The 26,694-nt window shown below is 65.6% G+C and carries 19 protein-coding genes; 13 read left to right on the forward strand and 6 right to left on the reverse strand.

The genetic code is table 11. The features are described 5' to 3' along the window. Positions 1-76: 76 nt before the first annotated feature. Positions 77-1,342 carry an SPOR domain-containing protein gene (locus KAJ83_RS19620; RefSeq protein WP_210681296.1) on the reverse strand — a complete coding sequence of 422 codons (1,266 nt, stop codon included), beginning with the start codon at positions 1,340-1,342 and terminating at the stop codon, positions 77-79. Between the two features lie 370 nt (positions 1,343-1,712). Between KAJ83_RS19620 and KAJ83_RS06760 the strand changes: the two genes are divergently transcribed. Further along, entirely contained in the window at positions 1,713-3,947 is a 2,235-nt protein-coding gene (locus tag KAJ83_RS06760) for a CHASE2 domain-containing protein (protein WP_210681297.1), read from the forward strand. Between the two features lie 25 nt (positions 3,948-3,972). On the opposite strand, the gene KAJ83_RS06765 is transcribed toward KAJ83_RS06760, so the two are convergent. Next, positions 3,973-6,015 carry a tetratricopeptide repeat protein gene (locus KAJ83_RS06765; RefSeq protein ID WP_210681298.1) on the reverse strand — a complete coding sequence of 681 codons (2,043 nt, stop codon included), beginning with the start codon at positions 6,013-6,015 and terminating at the stop codon, positions 3,973-3,975. Between the two features lie 189 nt (positions 6,016-6,204). Here KAJ83_RS06765 and KAJ83_RS06770 point away from each other — a divergent pair, with 189 nt between their 5' ends. From KAJ83_RS06770 to KAJ83_RS06800, 7 genes are all read left to right on the forward strand, one after another. After that, on the forward strand, positions 6,205-7,227 hold the full coding sequence (locus tag KAJ83_RS06770; RefSeq protein ID WP_210681299.1) for a C4-dicarboxylate TRAP transporter substrate-binding protein: 1,023 nt from the start codon (positions 6,205-6,207) through the stop codon (positions 7,225-7,227). 118 nt (positions 7,228-7,345) lie between these two features. Continuing rightward, positions 7,346-7,978, forward strand: coding sequence for a TRAP transporter small permease subunit (locus KAJ83_RS06775; RefSeq protein WP_210681300.1), 633 nt, complete (start codon positions 7,346-7,348; stop codon positions 7,976-7,978). Positions 7,979-7,993: 15 nt separating this feature from the next. Next, complete coding sequence (locus tag KAJ83_RS06780; RefSeq protein ID WP_210681301.1) at positions 7,994-9,394, forward strand: TRAP transporter large permease; 1,401 nt, start codon at positions 7,994-7,996, stop codon at positions 9,392-9,394. Between the two features lie 188 nt (positions 9,395-9,582). Next, on the forward strand, positions 9,583-10,575 hold the full coding sequence (locus KAJ83_RS06785; protein WP_210681302.1) for a TAXI family TRAP transporter solute-binding subunit: 993 nt from the start codon (positions 9,583-9,585) through the stop codon (positions 10,573-10,575). A 115-nt stretch (positions 10,576-10,690) separates the two neighbouring features. Continuing rightward, the gene (locus KAJ83_RS06790) at positions 10,691-12,982 is read left to right on the forward strand and encodes a TRAP transporter permease (RefSeq protein WP_210681303.1); all 2,292 of its coding nucleotides are present in this window, start codon (positions 10,691-10,693) and stop codon (positions 12,980-12,982) included. A gap of 19 nt (positions 12,983-13,001) precedes the next feature. Continuing rightward, complete coding sequence (locus KAJ83_RS06795) at positions 13,002-13,805, forward strand: enoyl-CoA hydratase/isomerase family protein (protein ID WP_210681304.1); 804 nt, start codon at positions 13,002-13,004, stop codon at positions 13,803-13,805. 148 nt (positions 13,806-13,953) lie between these two features. Next, positions 13,954-15,249: a hypothetical protein gene (locus tag KAJ83_RS06800; RefSeq protein ID WP_210681305.1), complete on the forward strand. Its 1,296-nt coding sequence runs from the start codon at positions 13,954-13,956 to the stop codon at positions 15,247-15,249. A gap of 93 nt (positions 15,250-15,342) precedes the next feature. Here KAJ83_RS06800 and KAJ83_RS06805 read toward each other — a convergent pair whose 3' ends face one another. From KAJ83_RS06805 to KAJ83_RS06815, 3 genes are all read right to left on the reverse strand, one after another. After that, a complete protein-coding gene (locus tag KAJ83_RS06805) occupies positions 15,343-16,821 on the reverse strand; it encodes a methyl-accepting chemotaxis protein (RefSeq protein WP_210681306.1) in 1,479 nt (492 codons plus the stop codon). A 332-nt stretch (positions 16,822-17,153) separates the two neighbouring features. Further along, the gene (locus KAJ83_RS06810) at positions 17,154-18,668 is read right to left on the reverse strand and encodes a methyl-accepting chemotaxis protein (RefSeq protein WP_210681307.1); all 1,515 of its coding nucleotides are present in this window, start codon (positions 18,666-18,668) and stop codon (positions 17,154-17,156) included. 208 nt (positions 18,669-18,876) lie between these two features. Next, positions 18,877-19,719, reverse strand: coding sequence for a fumarylacetoacetate hydrolase family protein (locus KAJ83_RS06815; RefSeq protein ID WP_210681737.1), 843 nt, complete (start codon positions 19,717-19,719; stop codon positions 18,877-18,879). 192 nt (positions 19,720-19,911) lie between these two features. Here KAJ83_RS06815 and hutC point away from each other — a divergent pair, with 192 nt between their 5' ends. From hutC to hutH, 3 genes are read left to right on the forward strand one after another with little or no spacing between them, the layout of a single operon-like run. Beyond that, positions 19,912-20,673, forward strand: a complete 762-nt coding sequence (hutC, locus tag KAJ83_RS06820) for a histidine utilization transcriptional repressor HutC (protein WP_210681308.1) — start codon at positions 19,912-19,914, stop codon at positions 20,671-20,673. Between the two features lie 19 nt (positions 20,674-20,692). Continuing rightward, the gene (hutU, locus tag KAJ83_RS06825) at positions 20,693-22,372 is read left to right on the forward strand and encodes a urocanate hydratase (RefSeq protein WP_210681309.1); all 1,680 of its coding nucleotides are present in this window, start codon (positions 20,693-20,695) and stop codon (positions 22,370-22,372) included. A 39-nt stretch (positions 22,373-22,411) separates the two neighbouring features. Then, entirely contained in the window at positions 22,412-23,959 is a 1,548-nt protein-coding gene (gene hutH, locus KAJ83_RS06830; RefSeq protein ID WP_210681310.1) for a histidine ammonia-lyase, read from the forward strand. On the opposite strand, the gene KAJ83_RS06835 is transcribed toward hutH, so the two are convergent. Further along, positions 23,943-24,314 carry a hypothetical protein gene (locus KAJ83_RS06835; protein WP_210681311.1) on the reverse strand — a complete coding sequence of 124 codons (372 nt, stop codon included), beginning with the start codon at positions 24,312-24,314 and terminating at the stop codon, positions 23,943-23,945. The two genes, hutH and KAJ83_RS06835, sit on opposite strands and share 17 nt — an antisense overlap. A 254-nt stretch (positions 24,315-24,568) precedes the next feature. Here KAJ83_RS06835 and KAJ83_RS06840 point away from each other — a divergent pair, with 254 nt between their 5' ends. Continuing rightward, on the forward strand, positions 24,569-25,531 hold the full coding sequence (locus KAJ83_RS06840; RefSeq protein ID WP_210681312.1) for a hypothetical protein: 963 nt from the start codon (positions 24,569-24,571) through the stop codon (positions 25,529-25,531). Between the two features lie 101 nt (positions 25,532-25,632). After that, positions 25,633-26,640, forward strand: coding sequence for a hypothetical protein (locus KAJ83_RS06845; protein WP_210681313.1), 1,008 nt, complete (start codon positions 25,633-25,635; stop codon positions 26,638-26,640). The last annotated feature ends 54 nt before the right edge of the window (positions 26,641-26,694 follow it).

A 26,694-nucleotide genomic window follows, 5' to 3' on the forward strand; every position in this document is an offset into this window, starting at 1 on the left:
CATCGCCACGGCACGCGCTCCTGGCCGAGAACCCGGGAGGGACGTCCTCATGGGGCGTGATCAACAAGATTTGGTATTAAAGCTGCATCGGCACGCAGTAGAGATTGCGCGCCTTCAAGGCCGCGCAGAGTGCCTTGGCATCCGACATGGATGCCACCGGACCGGCGTGAAGTCGGTAGAATATTCCCTTCCCCGGAAGATCGACACGCCGGACGATCGGCCGTTGCGCGCCGAGGAGATCGGTATTGGCCTCGCTCAATTGCATCCAGCCGCGTTCCGCGTTCGCCGGATTCTTGTAGGAAGCAAGATGCAACGCGATCGCTCCCTTGCCGACCGCCGCGCCCGGCAGCCCTTGCGCGGAGTCCGGTGCTTCGACGGACGCGGTATCGGTGCGGGGCTTGGTCTGGGATTGGGCTTGCCGCGCCCTGCCCTCATCGCTGAGCCCCGATTTCGGCGCCGTCCCATCCTGGGGAACCACCATCATGGGTTGTTCCGTGTTGTCGAAGCGGGAATCGGGGCTATTCATCGGATTTTCCATGGGGGGCAGCGGCACCATGGTGACCGTGCCCGCGCCTCCGGGCCTGCGTATCTCGCCATTCGCACCGTCCCCAATCGCCTGCCCCTCGGCCATCGCGGTCGTCATCGGATCGACATAGGCGATGTAGTTCCGACTGCGGAAACCGGTCAACTCCCGCACGACCCGCTCTTGCCCCGCCCCGGGGTGGCTTACCATCCGGACATAATGTCCGACGCGCGGTGCATAGGAGAAGATGAGTTCATCCGCCCGCTGGCGTCCGCATTGGATGCGATAGGTCTCGAACGACCCGGCGGGGACGGTGATCGCTTCCGTCCCCAGGATTTCGCAACTCCAGATGAACTCCCAGGCATAAGGGGGGGTATCGGTGCTGACCGTTGATTGAAAGGTCAATGATTTACCCACACGCAGCGGAAAGAAGGGCTCGCTCATGTCGGTGATGAGGCGCCGTCCCTGTCCCTGCCCCGCGCTGCGCCATGCCAAGGCCGGCAGGATCGGATTGAGCGCGGTGACCTGCTCATCCCCCGAATCGGCCTGCCAGAAGATACGGTCACCCTCGATCCGCTTCACCTCCCAGGTGACGTCGGGATTATCGAAGCTGAACCGATCCCCGACCACCAGCTTTGGCGGCACGGCAGCCAAATCCTCGATATCGGGGGCCGTCGGCATCGCGCCTTCCATCGCGGCGCCCGTCTCCTCGCCGCCGGAGAACCAATCCTCGAGGAAGCTGAAATCGAAGAAACCGCCCGAACTGCTGCAGGCGGAAAGCATCAACAAACCACCCAGAACCAAGCCGGCGCGCGCCACCCGGCGCGTGCCCCGTTCTCCTCCCGATCGTTCATCAAGCGGTCCAGTCATCGTGAAACGCTATCGGAAACCGTCTCCCGCTTCACCTTCGCAGATTTCACAAGAAATTATCAATATATATCAATTATTTATAGAACCGCCTCTAAATCGAATGCATGGCCGGGCCCCGCCTGCCCGGGTCAACCGATTCGCACCGTGCACCATTCAATTTCTAAGAAGACAAGACGCGGGGGCTGCCGCTACACTCCCGCCCATGGGGGAAGCGGCTCAAGACGAAAAGAAGCTGGGAACGTCCGGCCGAAGGAAACGCCGGCGGCGTCAACGTGGTCCTTGGTGGAAGCCGGGCATCGCCACGCTGATCGCGCTTGCGGTGATCGGCGGCGGATTGTTCCTGCGTTATCTCGATCCGTGGTTCGTCGAATTCGTCCGGGTGAAGGCGTTCGACGCCTATAACCGGATGGAACCGCGCGAGCCTGACCCCGCCGCCCGCGTCGTCCCCGGCGCGAAGGTCGTGATCGTCGATATCGATGAGAAGAGCCTCGCCCGGATCGGGCAATGGCCTTGGCCGCGTACGGTGGTGGCGGATTTGATCGCGGCCCTGCGCGACTATGGCGTCGGCGTGATCGGCTTCGACGTCGTCTTCGCCGAACCCGACCGGACCAGCCCGGGCCGAATCGCCGAAACCCTGCGCGGAGCGGGCCCGGAAGTGACCGGCCAGTTGAAGGCGCTGCCCTCGAACGAGGAAGTCATGGCGGAGACGATGCGCACCATGCGCGTCGTCATGGGGCAGGCCAGCAGCAACAGCGCCGCCGTGACCGCGCCGACGGAAACCGCGAAATATACCAGCGTGCGCGCGCATCTCGGCACGCTAGGCGCGACCGACACGGACCCGCGCCAATATCTCTTCCGAAAGCCGACCCTGGTCCACAATCTGGAGGTGCTGGAAGGCTCCGCCAGCGGCCTCGGCTTCTTCTCGGTCGAGGAGGAGGTGGACGGCGTCGTCCGCCGGGTGCCCCTGGTGATGGAAATCGCGGGCGTGGTGAAACCGACCTTGTCGGTGGAGATGCTGCGCGTCGGTTTCAGCGGCAACAGCATCGTTACCGTCGTCGACCCGGGCGGCATGCATGAAATCCGTCTGCAGACCCCCGGGGGCAACTTCCCGATTCCGGTCGATGGGCGCGGACGCCTTTGGGTCTATTACGCGGAACCGGACAACTTCAATACGCCGAACAACAGCGGGCGCCTTTATATCTCCGCCGCCGACATTCTCGACGGCACTGTCCCGAAGGAACGGCTGCAGGGCACCTTGGCGCTGGTCGGCACCTCCGCGGTCGGGCTGCTCGATATCCGCGCGACGCCGATCGAACCACGGCTGCCGGGCGTGGAGGTCCACGCCAACATCCTGGAAAACATCCTGGAACAGAACTTTGTCCGCTACCCCTTCACCATGGTGCTGTGGGAGATGATCGCGATCTTCGTCGCCGGCGTGGCGCTGATCGTCTTCGTGCCCCGCGTCGGCCCCGTAGTGACACTGGCCGGCTTGCTGGTGGCGGGCGGCGGCATCGCGGCGACGAGTTGGTATCTCTTCATCGAGGAGAAGATCTTCCTCGATGTCAGCTATCCGGCCGGCATGGTGTTCGCGGTCTATGCGGTGCTCGCCTTCTCCAACTATGCGCGCGACGCGGCCGAGAAGCGCCAGGTTCGCGGCGCCTTCAGCCAATATCTCTCACCCGACCTGGTCGAGCAATTGGCGGAGAATCCGGATCAGCTTCGCCTCGGCGGCGAGACCAAGAAGATGACATTGCTGTTCTGCGACGTGCGCGGCTTCACCACGATCTCGGAAAGCTTCCGCGCCGATCCGCAGGGCCTGACCCGTCTGATCAACCGGCTGCTGACGCCGCTCACGAACGAAATCCTGACGCGGCAAGGGACCATCGACAAATATATGGGCGACTGCATCATGGCCTTCTGGAACGCGCCGCTGGAGGATGAGCGGCAGGAGGCCCATGCGTGCGAGGCCGCGCTCGCCATGTTCGCGTCGCTGGAAGCGCTCAACGAGGAGCGCCGGAAGGAGGCCGAGGAAGGCGGTTTCACGTTCCTGCCACTTAATATCGGCATCGGCATCAATACCGGCGAATGCGTGGTCGGCAATATGGGCTCCGACCAGCGTTTCGATTATTCGGTGCTGGGCGACGCGGTCAATCTGGCGAGCCGCCTGGAAGGACAGAGCAAGAGCTATGGCGTCGGCACCGTGATCGGCGACGGGACCGCGGCCTCGGTGCGCGACGAATTGCCGGTGGCCGAGCTCGACCTGATCGCGGTCAAGGGCAAGACGGAGGCGGTTCGCATCTTCACCATCCTGGGCGGGCCGGAATTGCGGGAGGGCGCGGACTTCGCCACCCTGTTGGCGGATCACGACGCGATGCTGGCCGCCTATAGGGCCAAGCGCTTCGACGAGGCGGAGGCGCTGATCGGGCGCTGCGAAGGGCAACTCGACGGCGTGCTGGACGGCTTCTATGCCATCTATCGCGAGCGAATCGCCATTTTCCGGGAGGAGCCGCCACCCGAGGATTGGGACGGCGTCTTCATCGCGACCTCCAAGTAACGCGGCACGACGGCATTCCCGTCCATTACGGGGTGAAGCGCCCCAGCGCCTCCCCGACCCGCGCGATCACGCCGGTCCAATCGCCGATCACCCGCTGCCGGAAGAGCCGCATGGTGGGATACCACGGGGTGGTTTCCTGGCCGCGAAGCCAACGCCACTCGCCGCCATGGGGGATCAGGGTCCAAACCGGCCGCCCCAGCGCGCCGGCAAGATGCGCCACCGCCGTATCGACCGCGATGGTCAGGTCGCAGGCATCGAGAATCGCCGCCGTATCGGCGAAATCCCCGATATCGCCCGCATGATCGGTGACGGCGCGCGCGCCCGGCAGGCGGGCGAGGTCGGCCGCGCGGGCGCCCAGTTGCACACTGTGAAAATCCGCGCCCTCCACCGCGAAAAGCCGGGAAAACAGATCGAAGGGCACCGACCGGTAGCGATCGTCCGAATGATTGGGCCGGCCGGCCCAGACGACCGCCACCGCCGGGCGTCCCGGGGTCCGCTCGACCGGCGCCGCGCGGCCGCCGGGAACGCGCAGATAAGGGCACTCCGCCGGGATCGTCTCCACCCGGGTACCCATTCGGTGCGGGGCGGATAGCAGGGGTAATTGCGCATCATAGCCGATCGAGACATCGCGCTCGCCCAGATGCACGACGCGATCGATACCGGCGTCCCGCGCCTTCTCCACCATTAGGGGATAGAGGGCCGTCTCGCACAGGAAGGTGATTTCGGCCCCGGCGCCCGCGCGTTCGCGCAATAGCGGCAGATAGCGGCAGAACTGGATCGTGTCGCCGAAGCCCTGCTCCACATGCACCAGCAGCCGCTTGCCCGACAGCGGCCGCCCATCCCACAAGGCCTTGGTCACGTCCGGCACATTGGCCTTGAAGCTCGGCATCGCGAAGCGGCTCTCATAGGCGGCCCAGCCGGTCTCGTACTGCCCGTCCATCAACAATAGCGCCGCCGGTGCGAACAGGCCCCGCGCGGCGCCCGGCTGCAAGGCCCGCACGCGCTTATAGGCGTCGGCGGCGGCCTGATACCGCTCGCACCGCATCAGGGCATTACCGTAGCTATAGAGCAGGTCGGGGTCCGCCGGCATCTGGCGCAGCCCCTGTTCCAGCACGGCGATCGCCTCGACCGGATTGCCGAGCTTCAGGGTGATATGGCCGAGCCCTTTCAAGGCCCCCGGATGATTCGGTTGGATCAGCAGGGCCTGGCGCAGATGGCTGGCCGCGCGCTCCGCCCGGCCCATGCGCTCCAGCGCGGCCGCGAGATTGACATGCGCGCGCACCGTCCCCGGCGCAAGCGTCAGGCAGCGCAGGAAGGCGCGCACCGCCTCCCCGTCCCGGTCGAGTTGGTAAAGCAGGTTACCAAGACGCAGCCACCCCTCCGCCCAACCGCCTGCCCCGGATTCCGACGCGTCCAGGGCGCGGGACAGCAATTGGACGGCTTCCGTCCGCGCGGCCCTTCCGGTCGCCACATCGCCGGCACGGTCGGCCCGCGCCGCAAGCACCTCCACCTTGCCGCGCACGGCCTCGATATAATCGGGGGACAGCGCGAGCGCGCGATCGAAGGACGCGATCGCCTCTTCCCACCGCCCCGCCCGGGCCAAAAGCGCGCCGCGATTGGCATGCGGTTCGGCGAAATCGGCGCGCGCCGCGATCGCCCGCTCATAGGCCGCCTCCGCCTCCGCGACCCGTCCCAGATCGGTCAATGTCACGCCCAGATTGTTGAGCGCCTCGGGACTGCCGGGCATGAGGGAGAGCGCCTCCTCCAGCAGGGGCAACGCCTCCCCCGCCCGTCCGGCGAGCCGCAGCATGAAGCCGTAGGTATTGAGGATCGGCCCATCCCGGCGCCCGGTGCCGGTGACCATGGTTTCGAGAAGGGCGAGCGCCTCCTCCAATCGCCCCAGCCTTTGCAAGGCGACCGCGCGGACATGGACGGCCGCGTCGCCGTGCGTATGTTCCGCCGGCACCGTTTCCGCGCGGACGAGGGCCTCCCGCGCATCGCCACGCCGCAGGGCGTCGAGCGCCGCGGCGTACGCGTCCGTCGCATCCTCGCGTTCACTGATCCCCATCGACGCCCGCGTTTGCTCGCCCACCCCCATGCCATTTCCGCCACGACTATAGCAGCATGGACCATCCGACCCAGCCCGTCCGTTGGCATGATGCGTCGATTACACGTATCGGGACTTTCGGACCCCAGCCGATTTCGCGTATAACCGGGACAATCAACCATAATCATCAGGGACAGGAGGAGATAGACAATGACAGTCCGATCCTGGAAGACGGCCGTGCTGGCCGGTATCGCATTCACCTTCATCGGGGGCGAGGTCGCGTCGGCGACCGAATGGAACGTCTCGCTCTGGGGCAAGCGGCGCGCCTTCACCGAGAACACGGAAAAGCTGGCCGAACTGGTAAAGGAGAAGACCAACGGCGAATTCACGCTGAACATCTCCTATGGCGGCCTTTCGAAGAACCGGGAGAATCTCGACGGAATCTCGATCGGCGCCTTCGAGATGGCGCAGTTCTGCGCCGGCTACCATGAGGACAAGAACCCCTCGATCACGGTGCTGGAACTGCCGTTCCTCGGCGTCACCTCGCTGGAGCAGGAGCGCAAGATTTCCATGGCGCTCTATGACCACCCGGCGGTGAAGGAGGATCTGGCGCGCTGGAACGCGACGCTGCTGATGCCTTCCCCGATGCCGCAGTACAACATCATCGGCATGGGCGAGGCCCCGCGTTCCCTCCCCGAGTTCGAGGGCCTGACCGTCCGCGCCACGGGCGGCATCGGCAAGGCGATGGAGGCCATCGGCGCCGTCCCGACCTCGATGTCGGCGACCGAGGTGCGTCAGGCTCTGGACAGCGGCGTCATCAAGGCCGCGTCCTTCGCCCCGCACGCCCATATGTCCTTCGGCACGACCGAGAACGCCGACTGGTGGACGACCAACTTGAACCCCGGAACGGTCAATTGCCCGGTCGTGGTCAATACGGATGCGCTCAACGACCTGCCGGAGGCCCATCGCGAGGCGCTGATGAGTTCGGTCGGCGAGGCGCTCGACTATTACGTCGACAATTACGAAAACAAGACGATGAAACGCTGGGGGCCGCTGCTCGACGAGAAGGGGATCGAGCGGATCACCTATAGCGAGGAGGCGCTGAACGCCTTCCGCGAGAAGGTCGCGGGCCCGGCCGCGCAGGACTGGATCGAGAAGAACAAGGCGAAGGGTCTGCCCGCGCAGGAACTCTACGACTTCGCCCGGGAGAAGATCGAGGAATACGCCGAGTAAGCTCGGCCGATCGGCCCGATCTCCGTCCGTCGCCGGACGGACGCGCGGCATGACCGCGTGCCTGCCGGCGGCGGACGGAGCTATCTCTCCGCCCTAATTCTTCCGGGAGCGAGCTTGCATGGCCATTTCCGGCAGTGTTCTTTCCGACGACAGCGTGCTCAGCCGTCTCGACCACGGTCTTTACAGGCTGGAGCGGGTGCTCGCCCTCGTCAGCGGCGTGGCGGTCCTCTCGCTCATGGTCCTTGCCGTGATCTCGGTCGGGGGACGCAATTTCTTCAACCAACCCCTGCCCGGCTATGTCGATTGGATCGAGCAGGCGATGCCGCTGATCGCCTTCATGGGCATCGCCTTCACCCAGCGCGACGGCGGCCATATCCGCATGGATATCGTGGTCGGCAAGCTCAAGGGGCGGCCGCTCTATCTGGCCGAGCTGGCGACGACCATCGCGATCCTGGTGCTGATGCTTTGTCTCGTCTGGGGCAGTTGGGCGCATTTCGATCGCAGCTTCGATTTCGCTTCGCCGCTTTGGAGCCGCGACAGCTCGATGGATATCGCGCTGCCGATCTGGCCGGCGAAGCTTCTGGCGCCGATCGCCTTCTCCGTGCTCTGCGTCCGGCTCGTGCTGCAGGTCTGGGGTTTTGGGTGGGCCTTGATCAGCGGCACGACGCGCCCCGTCGCGGTCCCGATGATCGAGGATGTGGCGACCCAGGCACGCCACGAAGCCGATTCACTGTCCGGTCGGGACGATTAGGGGACACGCCGCGCCATGGAACCGCTCGATATCGGACTTTGGGTGACCGGCGGCCTTCTGGTCCTGGTCGTGTGCGGCATGCGCGTCGCCTTCGCGTCCGCGACGGCGGGGCTCGTCGGATTGATCTGGATTTTCTGGTCCAAGAAGGACTTCGCCGGGGAGGAATTCACCTGGGCGCTGACCGTCGCGGTCAAGATCGCGGGTCAGGTGCCGCATTCGAAGCTTTCCTCCCAGGCGCTCTCGTTGATCCCGACCTTCGTGCTGATCGGCTATCTCGCCTATCACGCCGGTCTGACGAAGGCGCTGTTCGAGGCCGCGAAGCGCTGGATCGCCTGGGTTCCGGGCGGGCTCGCCGTTTCCACCGTCTTCGCCACCGCCGGGTTCTCGGCGGTCTCCGGCGCCTCCGTCGCGACGTCGGCGGTGTTCGCGCGGATCGCCATCCCGGAGATGCTGAAGATCGGCTATAATCGCAAGTTCGCGGCCGGCGTGGTGGCGGCGGGTGGCACGCTCGCCTCGCTGATCCCGCCCTCGGCGATCCTCGTGATCTATGCCATCATCGTGGAACAGGATGTCGGCCGCCTCCTCCTCGCGGGGTTCATTCCCGGTCTTTTCTCGGCCGTGGTCTATGCCGCGCTCATCATCGGCATGGCGCTGACGATCAAGGGGTTCGGCCCGCCCGTCGGCGGCTATAGCTGGCGCGAGCGCTTTTCGGCCCTGCCGGGCGCGCTGCCGATCTTCTTCGTCGTCTTCATCATCATCTTCTTCATCTACAATCCCTTCGGCGGCGATGCCTGGGGCACGCCGACGGAGGGCGGGGCGCTGGGCGCCTTCGTGGTGCTGTGCATGGCGCTCTATCGCGGCATGCGCTGGAAGGAACTGAAGGACGCGCTGCTGGAGACGGCGAAACTCTCGGTCATGATCTTCACGATCATTTGGGGCGTGCTGATCTTCGTGCGCTTCCTGGGCTTCGCGGAACTGCCGGCCGCCTTCGCCGAGTGGATTTCCGGTCTGGAGCATTCGCCGATGCTGACGCTGATCATGATCCTGCTGGCCTATGCGGTGCTCGGCATGTTCATGGACGCCATCGGCATGCTGCTGCTGACGCTGCCGGTGGTCTATCCGGCGGTGATGGCGCTGAATGGCGGGGAAATGGTCTCCGCGGCGGATTCGGCCTTCGGGATGTCGGGGCCGCTCTGCGCCGTGTGGTTCGGTATCCTGGTGGTCAAGATGGCGGAATTCTGCCTGATCACCCCGCCGATCGGCCTCAACTGCTTCGTCGTCGCCGGTGTGCGCGACGACCTTACCGTCCAGGACGTCTTCAAGGGGGTGATGCCCTTCTTCATCGCGGATGCGGTGACGATCGGGCTGCTCCTGGCCTTCCCCTGGATCGTGCTCTGGTTGCCCAGTCAGGTCTAGGAAGCGGCTATCGTCATCCGCGCGGGGGCATCCGGCGTGTCCGGGACATGGCCGGAAAGGGAAGACGACGCGAATCACGGCCTCGCCAATGGTATTACCTCTTGCGTGGCGCAGGTTGCGCCATATTGTTAGTTGCACGAACGGGGACGCGCCCCGGTTGAAGAACAACCGCACAGTGGAGGACTTCCATGACCTATAAACTCCTCGCGGGCGCAGCGCTCGCGTTGACCATCGGCACGGCATCCGCCGTGACGCCCGCCGCCGCCCAGGATCGCGAGGGCTGGCCCGACAGCTTCACGGTCGGCACCGCCTCGCAGGGCGGCACCTATTTCGCCTACGGCTCCGGCTGGGCCAACTTGGTGGCCGAGGAACTCGGCATCTCCGGCGGCGGCGAGGTTACCGGCGGCCCGATGCAGAACATGGCGCTGGTTCATACCGGCGAGGCCGCCTTCGGCATGACCACCATGGGTCCGGCGGCGGAATCGATCGCCGGCACCAACCCGATCGCCCCGGGCCTGGAGATGACCAACGCCTGCGCGATGTTCCCGATGTATCAGACGCCGTTCTCGATCACGACGCTGAAGTCCTCGGGCATCACGTCCGTTTCGGAGATCCCGGCCGGCGCGAAGATCGGCTTCGGCCCGGCGGGCTCGACCTCCGACACTTATTTCCCGCGCATGCTCGAGACGCTCGGCGTCGATTTCGAGCGGCGCAACGGCGGCTGGTCCGACCTGGGCGGTCAGCTTCAGGACGGCCTGCTCGACGTCATCGCCTTCGCGGCCGGCGTGCCGGTCCCGGCGGTCAGCCAGCTCGAGGTCCAGACCGAGGTGAATATCGTCGAGTTCACCGAGGAAGAGCAGCAGAAGATCATGGATGCCTTCCCGGTCTCCGAATTCGAGATCAAGGCGGACACCTACACCACGTTGACGGAGCCCGCGCGCTCGGTCTCGATGTGGAACTTCGCGATCGCCAATTGCGATCTGCCGGAGAGCTTCGTCTATGCCGCGACCGAGGTCGTGATGTCGGATAACGAGCGCATGGTCTCCATCCACCGCGCCGCCCGCTCGACCGTTCCGGAGAACTGGGACAAGAACAAGGTCATGAAGTGGCATCCGGGCGCCGCCAAGTGGTTCAACGAGAATGGCGCCTCGATCGGCGCCGACATGATCCACGGCGGATAATCCCGCCGCGCGATCGCTACGCTGAACAGGCCGCATTCCGATACGGGGTGCGGCCTGTTTCGGCGGATACGGGGGCGATAGGCCGCGTTCGCGGCGATTTTTCGGGGGCAAGGGCATGGCCAGTAACGAGACGGCCGGAACCGGCAATAATGCGGACGGGAACGAGGGCGGCGGCAAGAGCGGGGATGACGATACCCTCGTGATCGCCCAAGGCGTCGACGAGGTGCCGGTCGAGGAGAACCGCCGAATTTTCGACGGGCCGATGATCAAGATCATCATGCTCGGGGCCGCGCTCTATGCCTTCTTCCATATGGCCGCGCTCAACGGGCTCGGCCTCTCCGCGCTGACCGGCGGCTTGATCGCACCGGATTTCCTGCCCGATTTCCCGATGGAAACCTGGAATTTCCGGATCGTCCATATCGCGGGCGCGCTGGCGCTCGGCTTCCTGTGGTACGCGGGCGCCGGCTTCGTCCAGGAACGCACGCGCGCCTCGACCCTGCTTTCCCTCATCGCCTATCTGCTGCTCATCCCGGCCTTCCTGTCGTTGGGCGCGTCGATTTGGTTCGCGATCCAGATCGCCAACGGCGTGTCCTGGAACGGCATGGACGCCGCCATCAAGTTCAACGAGACCTGGGTGTTCGGCGCACCGCTCATGCTGGCGACGGTGGGGGGTATCCTGCTGGGCTGGGCGCATCGCACGCCCCGGGAGCGCATCGCCGCGCCGGATTTCGTCCTGATCGTCTGCGGCACCGCCGTGGCGGTCTATCTGATCACCATCTACGGCACGTTGATGCGCAACTCGACCGGCACGCCCTTCGCGCCGATCGGCATCAGCATCGCGGCGGTCGCCGGTACCCTGCTGATCATGGAACTGACGCGGCGCGTCGCGGGGCTGGCGCTCATCGTGATCGCGACGCTTTTCCTGATCTATGTTTTCGTCGGGGAATATCTGCCGGGCTTCCTGCAGTCCCCGGCGATCACCTGGCAGCGTTTCTTCAGCCAAGTCTATACCGATGCGGGCATCCTCGGGCCCACGACGGCGGTTTCCTCCACCTACATCATCCTGTTCATCATCTTCGCGGCCTTTCTCCAGGCTTCCCGGGTGGGTGATTATTTCGTCAATTTCGCCTTCGCGCTGGCCGGCCGCGCGCGCGGCGGACCGGCGAAGGTGGCGATCTTCGCTTCCGGCCTGATGGGGATGATCAACGGCACCTCGGCCGGCAATGTGGTCGCAACGGGGTCGCTTACCATCCCCTTGATGAAGAAGGTTGGCTACAAACCCCGCACGGCCGGCGCGATCGAGGCCGCGGCCTCCACCGGCGGCCAGATCATGCCGCCGATCATGGGCGCCGGCGCCTTCATCATGGCCGAAATCACCGGCATCCCCTATACCGAGATCGCCTTCGCCGCGATCATTCCGGCCGTCCTCTATTTCGTGTCGATCTACTTCATGGTCGATTTCGAGGCGGCGAAGCTCGGCATGCGCGGCATGCGCGACGACGAACTGCCGCGCCTCAAGGCGATGGCCAAGCAGGTCTTCCTCTTCCTGCCGATCGTCATCCTCATCATCGCGCTCTTCATGGGCTATTCGGTGATCCGGGCCGGCACGCTCGCCACCGTCGCGGCGGCCGTGGTCAGTTGGTTGACCCCCTACCGCATGGGACCGCGTTCGGTCTTCAAGGCCTTCGAGATCGCGGGATCCATGTCGATCCAGATCATCGCGGTCTGCGCCTGCGCGGGCATCATCGTCGGCGTGATCTCGCTGACCGGCGTGGGCGCGCGCTTCTCCAACCTGCTGTTAGGGCTGGCCGAGCATTCGCAGCTTCTCGCCCTCGTCTTCGCCATGTGCATCGCCATCCTGCTGGGCATGGGCATGCCGACGACGGCGGCCTACGCGGTCGCGGCATCGGTGGTGGCGCCCGGGCTCATCGAGCTTGGTATTCCCGCGCTGACGGCGCATTTCTTCGTCTTCTATTTCGCCGTCGTCTCGGCCATCACGCCACCGGTCGCGCTCGCCTCCTACGCGGCCGCCGGGATATCCGGCGCCAATGCGATGGAGACATCGGTCGCCTCCTTCAAGATCGGCATCGCAGCTTTCATCGTGCCCTTCATGTTCTTCTACAACTCGGCGCTCCTTATGGAGGGCGGCACGGTCGAGATCCTGCGCGCCGGGGCGACGGCGGTCGTGGGGGTCTTCCTGCTTTCCTCCGCCGTGCAGGGCTGGTTCCTGGGAAGCGGCGCGGCATGGTTCCTGCGCATCGCGCTCGCCATCGCGGCGTTGTTCATGATCGAGGGGGGACTCGTCACCGACCTGATCGGAATCGGCGTCGCGGCCGCCACCTTCTTCATCCAGCGGATATTCCGCCCGAAGCAAGGGGCGCCGACGATCGCGCGCGGCGCCGATTGACCGAGCCGGGAGAGATCGGATGAGCGCCCTCGCCGGCCAATACGAAACGATCCTGCTGGAGCGTCCGTCCCCGGAGATCCTGGTCGTCACGCTGAACCGCCCGAATGTCCGAAACGCCTTCGACACCCGCATGGCGACGGAGATGTTGAACGTCTTTCAGGCCCTGGCCCGGGCCTCAGAGGGCGTGCGCGCGGTCGTGCTCACCGGCGCCGGGGAGCACGCCTTCTGCGCCGGGGCCGACCTCAAGGAACGGCAGGGGATGGACGATGAAACATGGCGCCGCCAGCATACGGTGTTCGAACATATGGCCGGGGCCGTCATGGATTGTCCCGTACCGGTAATCGCCGCCGTGGACGGCGTGGCCTATGGCGGCGGGTGCGAGTTGATGCTGGCCTGCGATTTCGCCTACGCCACGACGGAGAGCCGCTTCGCCCTACCGGAGGTGACGATCGGTCTAATCCCCGGGATCGGCGGCACGCAGAATCTGCCGCGCCGGGTCGGCCCCGCGCGGGCGAAGGAGATCATATTGACCGGCCGCCCCTTCACGGCGGAGGATGCGCTGGAATGGGGCCTCGTCAACCGACTGTGCACGCGGGATGACCTGCTTTCCGAGGTCCTGGCGACGGCGGAGCGGATCACCGGAAACGCGCCGCTTGCCGTCGCCCAGGGGCTGCACGCGATCGACGAGGGCATGGGCACGAGTCTAAGCCAGGGTCTGTCGGTCGAACTCGATTGCTATGACAAGCTGGTCGGCACCGCGGATGTGACGGAAGGCATCTCGGCCTTCAACGAGAAAAGAGCCCCCATCTTTCGGGGACGCTGAGACGCGTGTTCGCCTCCGGCGGTTTGTTCCGGCGGTTGGGGTGGGTTGGGGCGGGCGGTTGGTTCTTGAGAGAGCCCCTGGACGCGTCATAGACTGCCCGCCCCTCGTCTCCACGAGTGGATAAACCAAGCGTTCTTGAGGAAGTGGCGTGACGATCTCGTTGCGAACCCGATATCGATCGTCGAAGGTCCGGTTCCGGGCCCCGCGCGCGGGCGCGATCCTGACGGTGCTGACCCTTTTTCTTTTCCTCCCCACCCTCAACGCCCCGGCAGCCCAGATCATGGCCCCGGACCTCGACAAGGCCGTCGATCCCGACGCGGCTAGCCGGCCGATGCTCGTCAATCTCTTCGAGTTCGTGCAGGGCTTCACGGCGGAGGAGGTGAAGCGCGGCACCCACGGCGCGGTCTATCGCCTGTCCAAGCCGACGCGGGTCGGCCCGCAACAGATACAGCTCGGCTTCGACCATGACGGTACGCCGAAGATCGCGCGCCTGGTGATGGAGATCAGCGACAACGGCACCATCAACCAACTCTCCGTGACGGAGGCCATCGTCATGGTCACCGCCACATTGCGCCCGGAATGGGGGAGCGCGGAGAAGGTCGTGACGCGCACCGTCCAACATGCCTTCAAGGACTATGATCCGGCCGGTCCGGACAAAGCCTACGGCATCGATACCGGCATCGAGAGCGATCAAGCGGCGCTTCGCGTCTACCCGACACGAAGCAAGGCGACCTTCGATATCCGCCCGCGCCTGCCCTCCTTCGAGCGTTTGAACCGCACGGCGGTCACCCGGCTCTTGGAGGATTCGACGCTCGTGATGAAACCGCTGGACGGCCGCGCGCCCTATCGGTCCTATCACGCACCGGATCGGCTCTTCTCCGGGAAGGTAACCGGATCGGAATCCGTCGATACGGGCACGTGGCGCGTCGCGGCGGACGGTACCTATTGCGTCGAACTGGCGCCGACGGCGGGGTGGCGCTGCAGCACGATCGTCCGGAATTCGAAAGGCGATTACGCGCTCATGGAAGCGGTCGACGGCAAGCCGATCGGCCATGTGCGCGCGATGTTGGATTTCGTACCCGGCAATCCACAGGGGCTGTTCGTCGCGCGGGTCGCCGATGTGCTTCCCCCCTCGATGGTGGCCGAGGTAACCGCCGGCCATACCGAGGAGCGGCGCGAACGCGCGCGGGACAGCAGCGGCGCGAAGAACACCGTCACAACCTATTTTCGTGGCGACGGAAGCTTCAAGGAAGGCCCCGAGGATGGCCGCTGGAACGTGCTGCAGGACGGACGCCGGTGCTGGAAGGTCGAGCAGCCGGAGCCGGGGGGCTGGCAATGCGCCTTCCTGCGCGAGACCGACGGAGGCACCTTCACCCTCGTAGACGAAGGGGGCCGGGTCATGGCCGAAGCCCTGATCCGCCAGGGCAACATCAAGGGTTGGTAGGCCGGGAGGTAACGGGAGCGGGACGATGAAAGGCACGGACCATCCGGGGCCGACAACCATCCCGGCCGGTCCGCGTTCCTCGGTTCGCGTGCCTCAGTCTCCGCGCCTCGCGCGATAGAGTTCTATCCCCTCGCGGGCGGCGGTGTCCGCCTGATCGGCGGCGGCGCCCAGCACCCGGAGTTTCTCCGTCGATTCCTCGATGGCGCCGGTCGCGGTTCGCATGCCGTCCGCGATCTGACTCGTGGTCGCGCCTTGCTGCGCCACCGCCCCCGCGACGTGGGAGAAGCTCGCCTCCACATTGTCGATAGTGCCCCGAATGCCGGTCAGATGCTCCACCACATCACCGGATATCGATTGCATTTCATTGATTTCATTAGAAATCTTGTCCGTTGCCTGAGCCACCTGATTGGCCAGCCCCTTCACCTCCGTCGCGACGACCGCGAAACCTTTCCCGGCCTCGCCGGCCCGCGCGGCTTCGATCGTCGCGTTGAGAGCCAACAGATTGATCTGGCCCGCGATGTCCTGAATGATATCAACGATCTGGGTCATGGATTCCGTCGCCACGCGCAGACGCTGGGTCGCGCCGTCGGCTTCCTGGGCCAGTTCACGGGCGGAAACCGCCTGCGACTGGGACGTCCCGACATTGTCGGAGATTTCCCGTGTCGTCGCATCCAGCTCCTGCGCCGCGGAGGCGAGGGAGCGCACCACCTCACGCAGTTCGTCCGTGGCGGTGCCGACGACGGCGGCCTGATCGCCGACCGTTCGTACCGATCCCACGATGGTTTCCAGATTACCGTCGATGCGTTCCGCGACGCGCTCGGCCTCCTGACGCGCGCGCACCTCGTCCGTGATGTCGGTGGCGAACTTGACCACCTTGAAGGGCCGCCCCTGGGGATCGAGGATCGGGTTATAGGTCGCCTGGATCCAAATTTCGCGTTTGCCCTTGCCGATACGCCGATACGCACCCGCCTCGAACGAGCCGGCACGGAGTTTCTCCCAAAAGGCCGCGTAATCCGGGCCCGCCGCCTCGGCCGGGTCGACGAAAATACGATGATGCTTGCCCCGGACCTCTTCCAGCGAATAACCGACCGCGTCGAGGAAATTATCGTTGGCCCGCACGATCGTACCGTCGAGTTCGAATTCGATCACCGCCTGGGATTTCGAGATCGCGTCGACCTGGCCGCTCTTCAGGGCATCGGCGGCGATCGCCTCGGTGATCTCGGCGGCGATCTTGACGACACGGGTTACCTGCCCCTGCCGATTCTTGATGGGATTGTAGGATGCCTGAAGCCAAATCTCCCGCCCGCCCTTGGCGATGCGCTTGAACCGCCCGGTCTTGAACTCCCCCGCCGAGAGTTCCGCCCAGAATGTCCTATAGGTGTCGGATTGAGCCTCCGCCGCCTCCAAGAATATCCGGTGATGGTGGCCGGTGACTTCCTCCGGCGTGTAGCCGACCGCATCGAGGAAATTGGCATTGGCGTGAACGATCGTGCCATCCGGTTCGAACACGATCAGGGCCTGCGAGGCGTTGAACGCATCGACCAGATCCGACGGATCGACGACACGATCCATTGCCCGAGCGGCCTTGCGCTCGAGGTCCCGATTACTCCTGCCCCACATCCCCTGATCCTCCTATATCCGGCACGCCGGGTTCCCAGTGGCCGACATCACGGTGGCCGACATCATGCCATCCCGCATCCGTCGTCCCCCGGCGCGCAAGGGAATTCATTGCAATCGCCCGACGGCTTGTAAATGACAAACGGCCTGGGGGCTTCAAGGAAACGGGGCAAGATGCGCTATCTCGAAATCGTCCGGCAAAGAGGGCGCAACAAATGCGGGACGACATCGACCGATATCGTCCCGCATCGTTTAACCGGCAATCGCGACCGGAAGCGAAAGAGAAACTACTTCTGAAGCGCGCGATAGAGCGCGATCCCTTCGCGAGCGGTATTCTCCGCCTGTTCCGAGGCTCCGGTCAGGACCTGCAGGCGTTCCGTGGCCACTTCTACGGCCGCCGCCGAGGCTTGCATGCCGTCGGCGATCTCATGCGTGGTCGCGCTCTGCTCCTCGACCGCGCCCGCGACTCCGGAGAAACTTGCCTCCACACGGTCGATCGCGCCGCGGATACCATGGAGTTGATCAACCACCTCGCCGGAGATCGACTGCATTCCGGTTATTTCGGACGATATCTTATCGGTCGCGTCGGCGACCTGCCGGGCAAGGCTTTTCACCTCCGTCGCGACGACCGCGAAGCCCTTGCCGGATTCGCCCGCCCGCGCCGCCTCGATCGTGGCGTTGAGGGCCAACAGATTGATCTGCCCGGCGATGTCCTGGATGATATCCACGATCTTGGTCATGGACGCCGTCGCCTCGCTCAACCGCTGCGTCGCTCCGCCGGCCGTCTCGGCCTGGTTCTTGGCCGTCATGGCTTCGGATTGCGACATGGCGACATTGGACGAAATCTCGCGCGCGGCCGCGTCCAACTCCTCCGACGCGGAGGCGAGGGTCTGCGACACCTCACGCATGCTGTCGGTCGACGCGCTTACATCAGCGGCCATTTGGCTCACGCTCCGCGCATGGCCGACGATCTGTTCCAATTTCGCGTCGACCTCGGCGGCGACACGCTCCGCTTCCCGGCGCGCGAGGACGGACGCGGTGATGTCGATGGCGAACTTGACCACCTTGAAAGGACGTCCCTTCGGATCGAGGATCGGATTGTAGGTGGCCTGCAGCCACACATCCCGTCCCCCCTTGGCGAAACGCCGGAACTCGCCGCCACGGAACGCCCCGCCGCGCAGATCCTGCCAGAATTTCGCGTAGTCGGGAGAATTCGCATCGGCGGGATCGGCGAACATCCGATGGTGCTTACCGACGATCTCCTCCAGGCGGTACCCCATCGTCTTCAGGAAATTCTCGTTGGCGCGCACGATCGTGCCGTCCAACTCGAACTCGATCACCGCCTGCGAGCGGGAGATTGCCTCGACCTGCCCCTTGTTCAGCGCGTTCTCAACCGTGTCGTCGGTGACGTCCGTGGCGATCTTAACCACCTTGACGACCCGGCCCTGACGATCACGCACCGGGTTGTAGGAGGCGCGGAGCCAAATCTCACGCCCGCCCTTCCCGATACGCTTGAAGCGTGCGGCCTTGAATTGGCCATTCGCCAGGTCTTCCCAGAAAGTGCGGTATTCCGGCGAAGCGATGTCGTCGGCTTCCATGAACATCCGATGATGCTGGCCGGCGATTTCCCCCAACGTATACCCGACCGCGTTCAGAAAATTCGCGTTCGCGTCGAGAATCGTCCCATCGGGCGTGAAGGAGATCATCGCTTGAGAGGCGTTAAGGGCATCGATCGTCTCGGCGGCCAACGAATCGACCGTCGCGTCCCGCGCCAGCGCGCGCCCTTTCGTCATGGTACCCATACCAAACATCGTTCAGTTCTCCCATTAGCCCGAAACGCCGCGGATCGACACCCCGGAACCGGTTTCGGCCCGATATATGGAGGAGAAATGCTGAACGATCGGTAAAGGCCCGGAAAATAATTCTTCCGGACCGGGCCGAAGGAATCGACCCCCCCCCCCCCGGAAAGGGGGGGGGTGAGAAAGAAACCGTGGCGGCGACGCGCGTCGTTCAGTCCGTCGTAACGAAATGCTGCTGTTCGCCGAGACCGTCGATGCCGCACTCCACCTTATGGCCGGCCCGCAGATATTGCCGCGGGTCCATGCCGTGGCCGACACCCGGCGGCGTGCCGGTCGCGATTACATCACCGGGGTGAAGCGTGAAGAAATTGGAGAGATAGGCGATCAGGTCGGCCACGCCGAAGACCATCAACTCGGTCGAACCGAACTGCTTGCGATCCCCGTCGACCTCCAGCCAGATGCCGAGATTCTGCGGGTCCTTCACGGCGCTGGCCGGAACCAGCCAGGGGCCGAGCGGCCCGAAGCTGTCGCAGCTCTTGCCCTTGGTCCACTGGCCACCGCGCTCATTCTGATAGCTGCGCTCGGAGACGTCGATGGTGACGCAATAGCCCGCGACATGGGAAAGCGCGTCGGCCTTATCGACATATTTGGCCTTCCGGCCGATGACGACGGCCAGTTCGACCTCCCAATCGGTGGTCTCCGAATCGCGGGGCAGCACGATCTCGTCGCGCGGACCGCAGATCGCGCTCGTCGCCTTCAGGAAGACGACGGGTTCCTTCGGCAGTTCCGCACCGACTTCCCGCGCATGATCCTTATAGTTGAGGCCGATGCAGACATATTTGCCGATCGCGCCGACCGGCGGCCCCAGGCGCGGCTTGCCGTCGACCGCCGGAAAGTCTGCCGCCGGGCGGTCCATCAGCGCGGCGAGAGCAGAGGGGTCGAGCGTCGCGCCCGCCAGATCCGCGATCTCTCCGGAGAGGTCGCGCAGCGTACCGTCCACGTCAATGAAGCCGGGCTTCTCGGCCCCGGCCTGTCCATAGCGCACGAATTTCATCGCCTTCGCGCTCCCGCCTTGACTGTTCCGGATCATGCCCACCCTGCTCGCCGGGCGGGCCGCGTCCCGATTATCTATTCCCGCACGGATGGTACCTGTCCCAGCCCTGGCTGCAACGCCCTTCATCGGAAAAAGATTTTGGCATGAGGTCGAATTTGTATATACAATTTCGATAACAGGAGAGACATGCCGATGGATGGCCCGCCCCCCGATCACGTCCCCACCCGGCCGCTCTATGCGCGGGTGAAGCGCACGATCCTCGACCGGATCGAGCGTGGAGACCTGAATCCCGGCGATCGCATCCCGACGGAACATGCCCTCGTCGCGGAAACCGGGGCGAGCCGCATGACGGTGAACCGGGCGCTGCGCGAACTCGCGGACGAAGGACGCATTCATCGCATCCAGGGGGCCGGCAGCTTCGTCGCGGAGCCCAAGCCGGCGAGCGACCTGATGGAACTGCGCAACATCGCCGATGAGATCGCCGCGCGCGGCCATCGGCACGATATGCGGCTGCTGACGTTGACGGAGCGTCCGGCCCAGCCGGAGGAAGCCGCGCGGCTCGGCCTGCGGAAAGGCGCCCCGGTCTTCCATTCCGTCCTGCTGCATCGCGCCGACGCGCGTCCGGTGCAGTTGGAGGACCGGCTGGTCAATCCGCTGGTGGCCCCGGACTATCCGGCCCTCGACCTCGCGCGGGAGACGCCGAACGCCTACCTCACCCGCATCGCCCCGGCCCGGGCCGTGGAGCATGCGGTGGAGGCGATCGCCTGCCCCGGCACGCTGGCGGAGGCGTTGGGCCTCGCGCCCGGCGCGCCGTGCCTCGCCGTCGACCGCCGAACCTGGGTCGACGGCACGGAAGGCCCGCGGGTGGCCAGTGTCGCGCGCCTGATCCACCCCGGCACCCGCTATCGACTGACCGCCGGCCGGCCGCCGACCGACCGCGTATCCCCGCTTTGACCGGAAGGGAGACGATCCGATGACGACCCGCCCCACGCGCCGCGACAACAGCCGCACCATCGCCGCCCCGCACGGCACCGCGCTCAGCTGCAAGAGCTGGCTCGCCGAGGCGCCGATGCGCATGTTGATGAACAATCTGGACGCCGCCGTGGCGGAACGGCCGGAGGATCTCGTCGTCTATGGCGGAATCGGGCGCGCCGCGCGCAATTGGGAGAGCTACGACCGCATCGTCGATTGCCTTCGCCGATTGGAGGACGACCAGACCCTGCTGGTGCAAAGCGGCAAGCCCGTCGGCATCTTCCCCACCCACGCGGACGCGCCGCGCGTGCTGATCGCCAATTCCAACCTGGTGCCGAAATGGGCGGATTGGGATCATTTCGGCGAACTCGATCGCAAGGGGCTGATGATGTACGGCCAGATGACGGCCGGAAGCTGGATTTATATCGGCAGCCAAGGGATCGTGCAGGGCACCTACGAGACCTTCGTGGAGGTCGGGCGGCGGCACTATGACGGCGCGCTCAAGGGCAAGTGGATATTGACCGCGGGCCTTGGCGGCATGGGCGGCGCGCAACCGCTGGCCGGCACCATGGCAGGGGCCTGCGTCCTGGCCGTCGAATGCCAGCCGAGCCGGATCGAGATGCGCCTCAAGACCCGCTATCTCGACGCCAGGGCGGAGACGCTGGACGAGGCGCTGGCCATGATTGAGGACGCGACGGCGAAGGGCGAGGCACGCTCGATCGGCCTGCTCGGCAACGCGGCCGAGATCTTCCCCGAACTGGTCCGGCGCGGCGTGCGGCCGGATGTCGTGACCGATCAGACCTCCGCCCATGATCCGGCCAACGGCTATCTGCCCGCCGGCTGGACCCTGGCGGAGTGGGAGGCCAAGCGCGAGAGCGACCCCAAGGCCGTGGCCAAGGCCGCCAAGCGGTCCATGGTCGATCACGTCCGCGCGATGCTCGACTTCCATGCGCAAGGGGTGCCCACGCTCGACTACGGCAACAACATCCGCCAGATGGCCCAGGACGAGGGGTTGGAGAACGCCTTCGACTTCCCCGGTTTCGTCCCGGCCTATATCCGGCCCCTGTTCTGCCGGGGTATCGGGCCGTTCCGCTGGGCCGCGCTGTCCGGCGATCCGGAGGATATCCACCGCACCGACGCGAAGGTGAAGGAACTGATCCCGGACGACGCGCACCTCCACAACTGGCTCGACATGGCGCGGGAGCGGATCAGCTTCCAGGGCCTGCCGGCGCGCATCTGCTGGGTCGGGCTGGGGCAGCGCCACCGCCTCGGCCTCGCCTTCAACGAGATGGTGCGCCGGGGTGAGTTGAAAGCCCCGATCGTGATCGGGCGCGATCATCTGGACAGCGGCTCCGTCGCCTCGCCCAACCGGGAGACGGAGGGGATGATCGACGGGTCCGACGCGGTCAGCGACTGGCCGCTGCTGAACGCGCTGCTGAATACCGCCTCCGGGGCCACCTGGGTTTCCCTGCATCACGGCGGCGGCGTCGGCATGGGCTATTCGCAGCACAGCGGCATGGTGATCGTCTGCGACGGCACGGCCGACGCGGACCGGCGCCTCGCCCGCGTGCTCTGGAACGACCCAGCGACCGGCGTGATGCGCCATGCCGACGCGGGCTACGAGGACGCCATCGCCTGCGCGCGCGAGCAGGGGCTGGACCTGCCGATGCTGGGCGAGTGAGGCCCCTTACCCTTTTCACGGACTGGTGGGACGAAGATCATGACCGATAAGCCGATCCTTCTGACGCCGCATCTGACGCTCGCCCATTGGCGCGCGATCCGGGCCGGCGCGTCCGTCGCCCTCGACACCGCCCAACGACCGGCGGTGGAGGCGGCGCAAGCGACCGTCGCCCGGATCATCGCGGACGGACGCACCGTCTATGGCATCAATACCGGTTTCGGGCGACTGGCCAGGACGACGATCCCCGGCGATAAGCTGCTGGACCTCCAGAATAACCTGGTGATGAGCCATGCCACGGGCACGGGCGCGCCGCTGCCCGACGAAACGGTGCGGCTGATCCTGGCGCTCAAGGCGACATCGCTGGCGCGCGGACACTCCGGCACCGCCTGGGCGACGATCGAGGCGCTGGTCCGCCTGATCGAGACGGAAACCTATCCGGTGATCCCCGCCAAGGGCTCGGTCGGCGCCTCGGGCGATCTGGCCCCGCTCGCGCATATGGCCTGCGCCCTGATCGGGGTCGGCACGGTCCGGCGCGGCGGGGTGGAGATGCCGGCGGCGGACGGGTTGGCGGCGGCGGGGATGGCGCCGCTCTCCCTCGGTCCGAAGGAGGGGCTGGCGCTTCTCAACGGCACCCAGGTCTCGACCGCGCTCGCGCTGGCCGGGCTGTTCCAGGCGGAGGACGCCTTCGCCGCCTCGGCCGTCGCGGGGGCCTTGTCCGTCGATGCGGCCAAGGGCTCCGACGCGCCCTTCGATCCGCGCATTCACGCCATCCGAGGCCATGCGGGCCAGCGGGAAATGGCGGCCCTCTATAAGGACCTGATGGCCGGCAGCCGCATCCGGGAAAGCCATCTGGACTGCGACCGGGTGCAGGACCCTTATTCGCTGCGCTGTCAGCCGCAGGTGATGGGCGCCTGTCTCGACCATCTGCGCATGGCGGCCGGCACCTTCGCGACGGAGGCGGTCGCCGTCTCCGACAATCCGCTGGTCTTCCCGGAGACGGGCGAGGTGCTGTCCGGCGGGAACTTCCATGCCGAGCCGGTGGCGCAGTCGGCGGACCTGCTGGCGATCGCGCTCAGCGAGGTCGGCGCCATCGCGGAACGGCGGGTCGCGCTGCTGATGGACCCGGCCTTGAGCGGCCTGCCCGCCTTCCTGGTGGCCGATGGCGGCGTCAATTCGGGCTTCATGATCGCGCAGGTGACGGCCGCCGCGCTCGCCTCCGAGAACAAGACGCTGGCCCATCCGGCGAGCATCGACAGCCTACCCACCTCCGCCAATCAGGAGGATCACGTCTCCATGGCGACCTTCGCCGCGCGGCGCCTCGGCGACATCGCGGAGAACGTGGCGGGAATCGCGGCGGTGGAACTGCTGGCGGCGGCGCAGGCGATCGGCTTCCATGCGCCGCTGGAAAGCTCGCCGGCGCTCGCCCGCGCCCTGTCGCTGATCCGGGAGCGCGTGCCGCCCTATGACCGCGACCGCTATTGGGCGCCCGACCTGGCCGCGATCACGGAACTGGTGCGGACCGGCGCCTTCCGGGATTTCCTGCCGGAAAGCCTGTTGCCGAGCGGACCCCTCAATCCGGCAGGATGACCGTCGAACCCCGGCCGGTGAAACCATGGACGCTGTCATGGGCGCGCACGGTGACGGTATTGTGATCCGCCGGGATGGTGACGCCGGAGAGCGAGCGGGTGAAGGGCAGTTCATCCACATGCGGGTGATGCAGCGTGCGCCGGCCGAGTTCCTCGCCGTCCATGCTCTCGATCACGAAGGCGTCGGCATAGTGGTCCCAGCCCTCGTCGTCGTGGCGCACGGTGACGGTGAAGCGGTAGGTGTTGTCGCCCGTCCTTAATATCTCCACCCCACTGACATCGGCGCCGCCGGCCAACACCGGCGCGGCGGCGAGCGCCAGGATGGCGGCGGCGATCGGTAGCGCTATACGGCGCATGGCACGTCCTTCCTTACGGTCCCAAGCCTGTTCCTTGGATGTAACGCGAAGGCGGCGCGGGTCGATAGGCCCGGCGAAATCCGCGCGCGATGCCATTGGCCGGTCGCGTACCGCTATGTGGCCGGTCGCGTACCGCCATGGTCTTCCACGACAATTCGCGAAAGAAATCAATGGAACCCGGGTTCATGCCGGTCTAGCCTGCGGACGAATTGGTCAGCCGGATTGGTTCGAGCCAGGGATATGGAGGAGAAGGGATGATCGCCGAAGTGGGGAAGGGCGTCGCGACGATCGCATTGGTCCTGATGGGCTTCGGGCCGCATGCCTGGGCTCAATCGACATCGGACAGCAACGCGGCCGCCGTCAACGACGCGCTGAGCATTCTGGAAGAACATGATGCCAAGCGGGAAGCTTCCCCCGAATACCAGCGTCGACGCGCATTCCTTCATCCCACCCCGCGCGAGACGCTGGGCAAGGCGGACTACCAACGATTCCTTCGCTCCGGTGGTGGCGGCGGCCTGAACGGAATCGACGTTCGCAAGGCGTTGACCCTCCCGCCGGACCGCCTGCCCTATTTCGAGGGCAGCCACGAAATCATCTATCACCCCTTCGTCGATCGCCAGGTGGTCGCCTTCGACGAAGGCGTCTACGCGATTCCGGGCGAGGCCGCCTATATCGGCAACTTCACCTATTTTCCCCAGCGCGACATCGGCTCCGGCGAACTCGTCCGTTCGGTCAGCATCAGGGGCAGCTATGTCATCGTCGGCAAGAAACTGAATTGGGACGGCCAGTTGGAGAACGGCATCTTCATCGCCGAGAACGTCATATCCGGCTGGAATCTCGATCCGCTCAAGGCGACGCCCGCCTTCCTGGAGGGATTCGAGCAACGGCACGCCCAGGCGGTCGCGCGTCAGAAGCGCCGGCTGGCCGAGGCCAACTCCGGCGGCGGGTCCGGATTCGGGGCCATGTTGAGTCTCGGTTTGGGCGCCGCGCTGATCGGCGGCTCCAATCTCTCGCACCTCGACAAGATGGATCTGGCGGAAACCTTCCTGACCGACATCACCAGTGGCGGTAACGGGATGGCCGTTTTCGACGATGCCATGTCCCGGATGGGGGTGAGCGCGGGCGGAACAGGCGTCTTTTCCGGCAATCAGGTCTTCGAGACCCCGGGCCTGAATCAGGCGATGGACGGCATGCTGAACGCCATCACGCAACAATAGGCTTCACCCGACCCGAAACGGGGGAAGCGGCGTGCGGGTCACGCGCGCCCTTCCCACGCGGCCGGCGGAAACGAATGTCATGATGAGATGAAAGGAATTTGATGATGATGATGCGTTGGACCGAGGGATCCGCTCGGCGAACGACCACCACGCGGGCGCTTCTTCTGCTTGCCCCCCTGCTGGCCATCGGCGCGTGCAACGGGGCGACCACGCAATGGGCCCAGAGTCAGGTTGAAAGCACCCACGAACAGACCCAACAGCAGCTCGCCGCGCAGGGCAATCCGCGGTTCGACGATCCGGCCAAGGCCGCGATCGTCCAGCGGTTCGAAAGCGATTACCAGCGCTTCGGCCGAACCGCCGACCGGGTCGCCGCCGGCGCCGGCGCCGAGGTCTGCCCGATCGCGGACCGGACACGCGCCTTCCGTTGGATCACCGGGAAGAGCCTCGCGCGGACCGTGAAGGAAATGGAGGGCGCCGACATAACCTACGTGGCCGATTTGGACTCGATTCGCATCCGGATGGTCTCCGGCACCTGCGACATGCTGCGCGCGGGCGGCGATGTAAGCTTCGTCGCCGACATGCGCGCGGTCTGGCGCATCGGGGACGCCGAGGGTCGGCATACCGCCGTGCAACTCCGCGATTCCGTCTACCGGGTCACCGGCACGATGCGAAATGGGGGGCGTGCCGGCCCCTTTCGAACGATCGAAAGCGTCGTCTCCACCAGCATGACCCGCGATGAATCCGGCCAGTTCGAAGTGTTGGAGAGCGACTGGGAGCATCTGAACCGCATGATGCAATCGCCGATGGGCATCTACACTTATGTGGACGACGGCGCGGCGCCCGACAGCGCGCTGAAGATGAGTTTCAGACGGCAACCGGAGACCAACCAGTTCGCGACCGTCGTCGAGGAACCGCGCGGCGACGGCAGCATCGTCGGGTCAACCTACAACGGCAACGAACCGCGCACGCAGTACGGCATCAAGGATGGCCTCCTGCATGGTTGGCACAAGCTCCACAGCTATACCGAGAACGGCTACACGGTGCCCGCCTCGACGACCTGTTATCAGCACGGCGAGGAGGTCAAGACGACCACCTGTCCGACCGGTTGATCGAGAAACGGGCGGCGGCCCATTACACCGCCCGCGGCCCCGGCCGGGACCAGC

This window comes from Marivibrio halodurans, assembly GCF_017963645.1.
In the GTDB taxonomy this organism is placed as follows: Bacteria; Pseudomonadota; Alphaproteobacteria; order UBA8366; family Aestuariispiraceae; genus Marivibrio; species Marivibrio halodurans.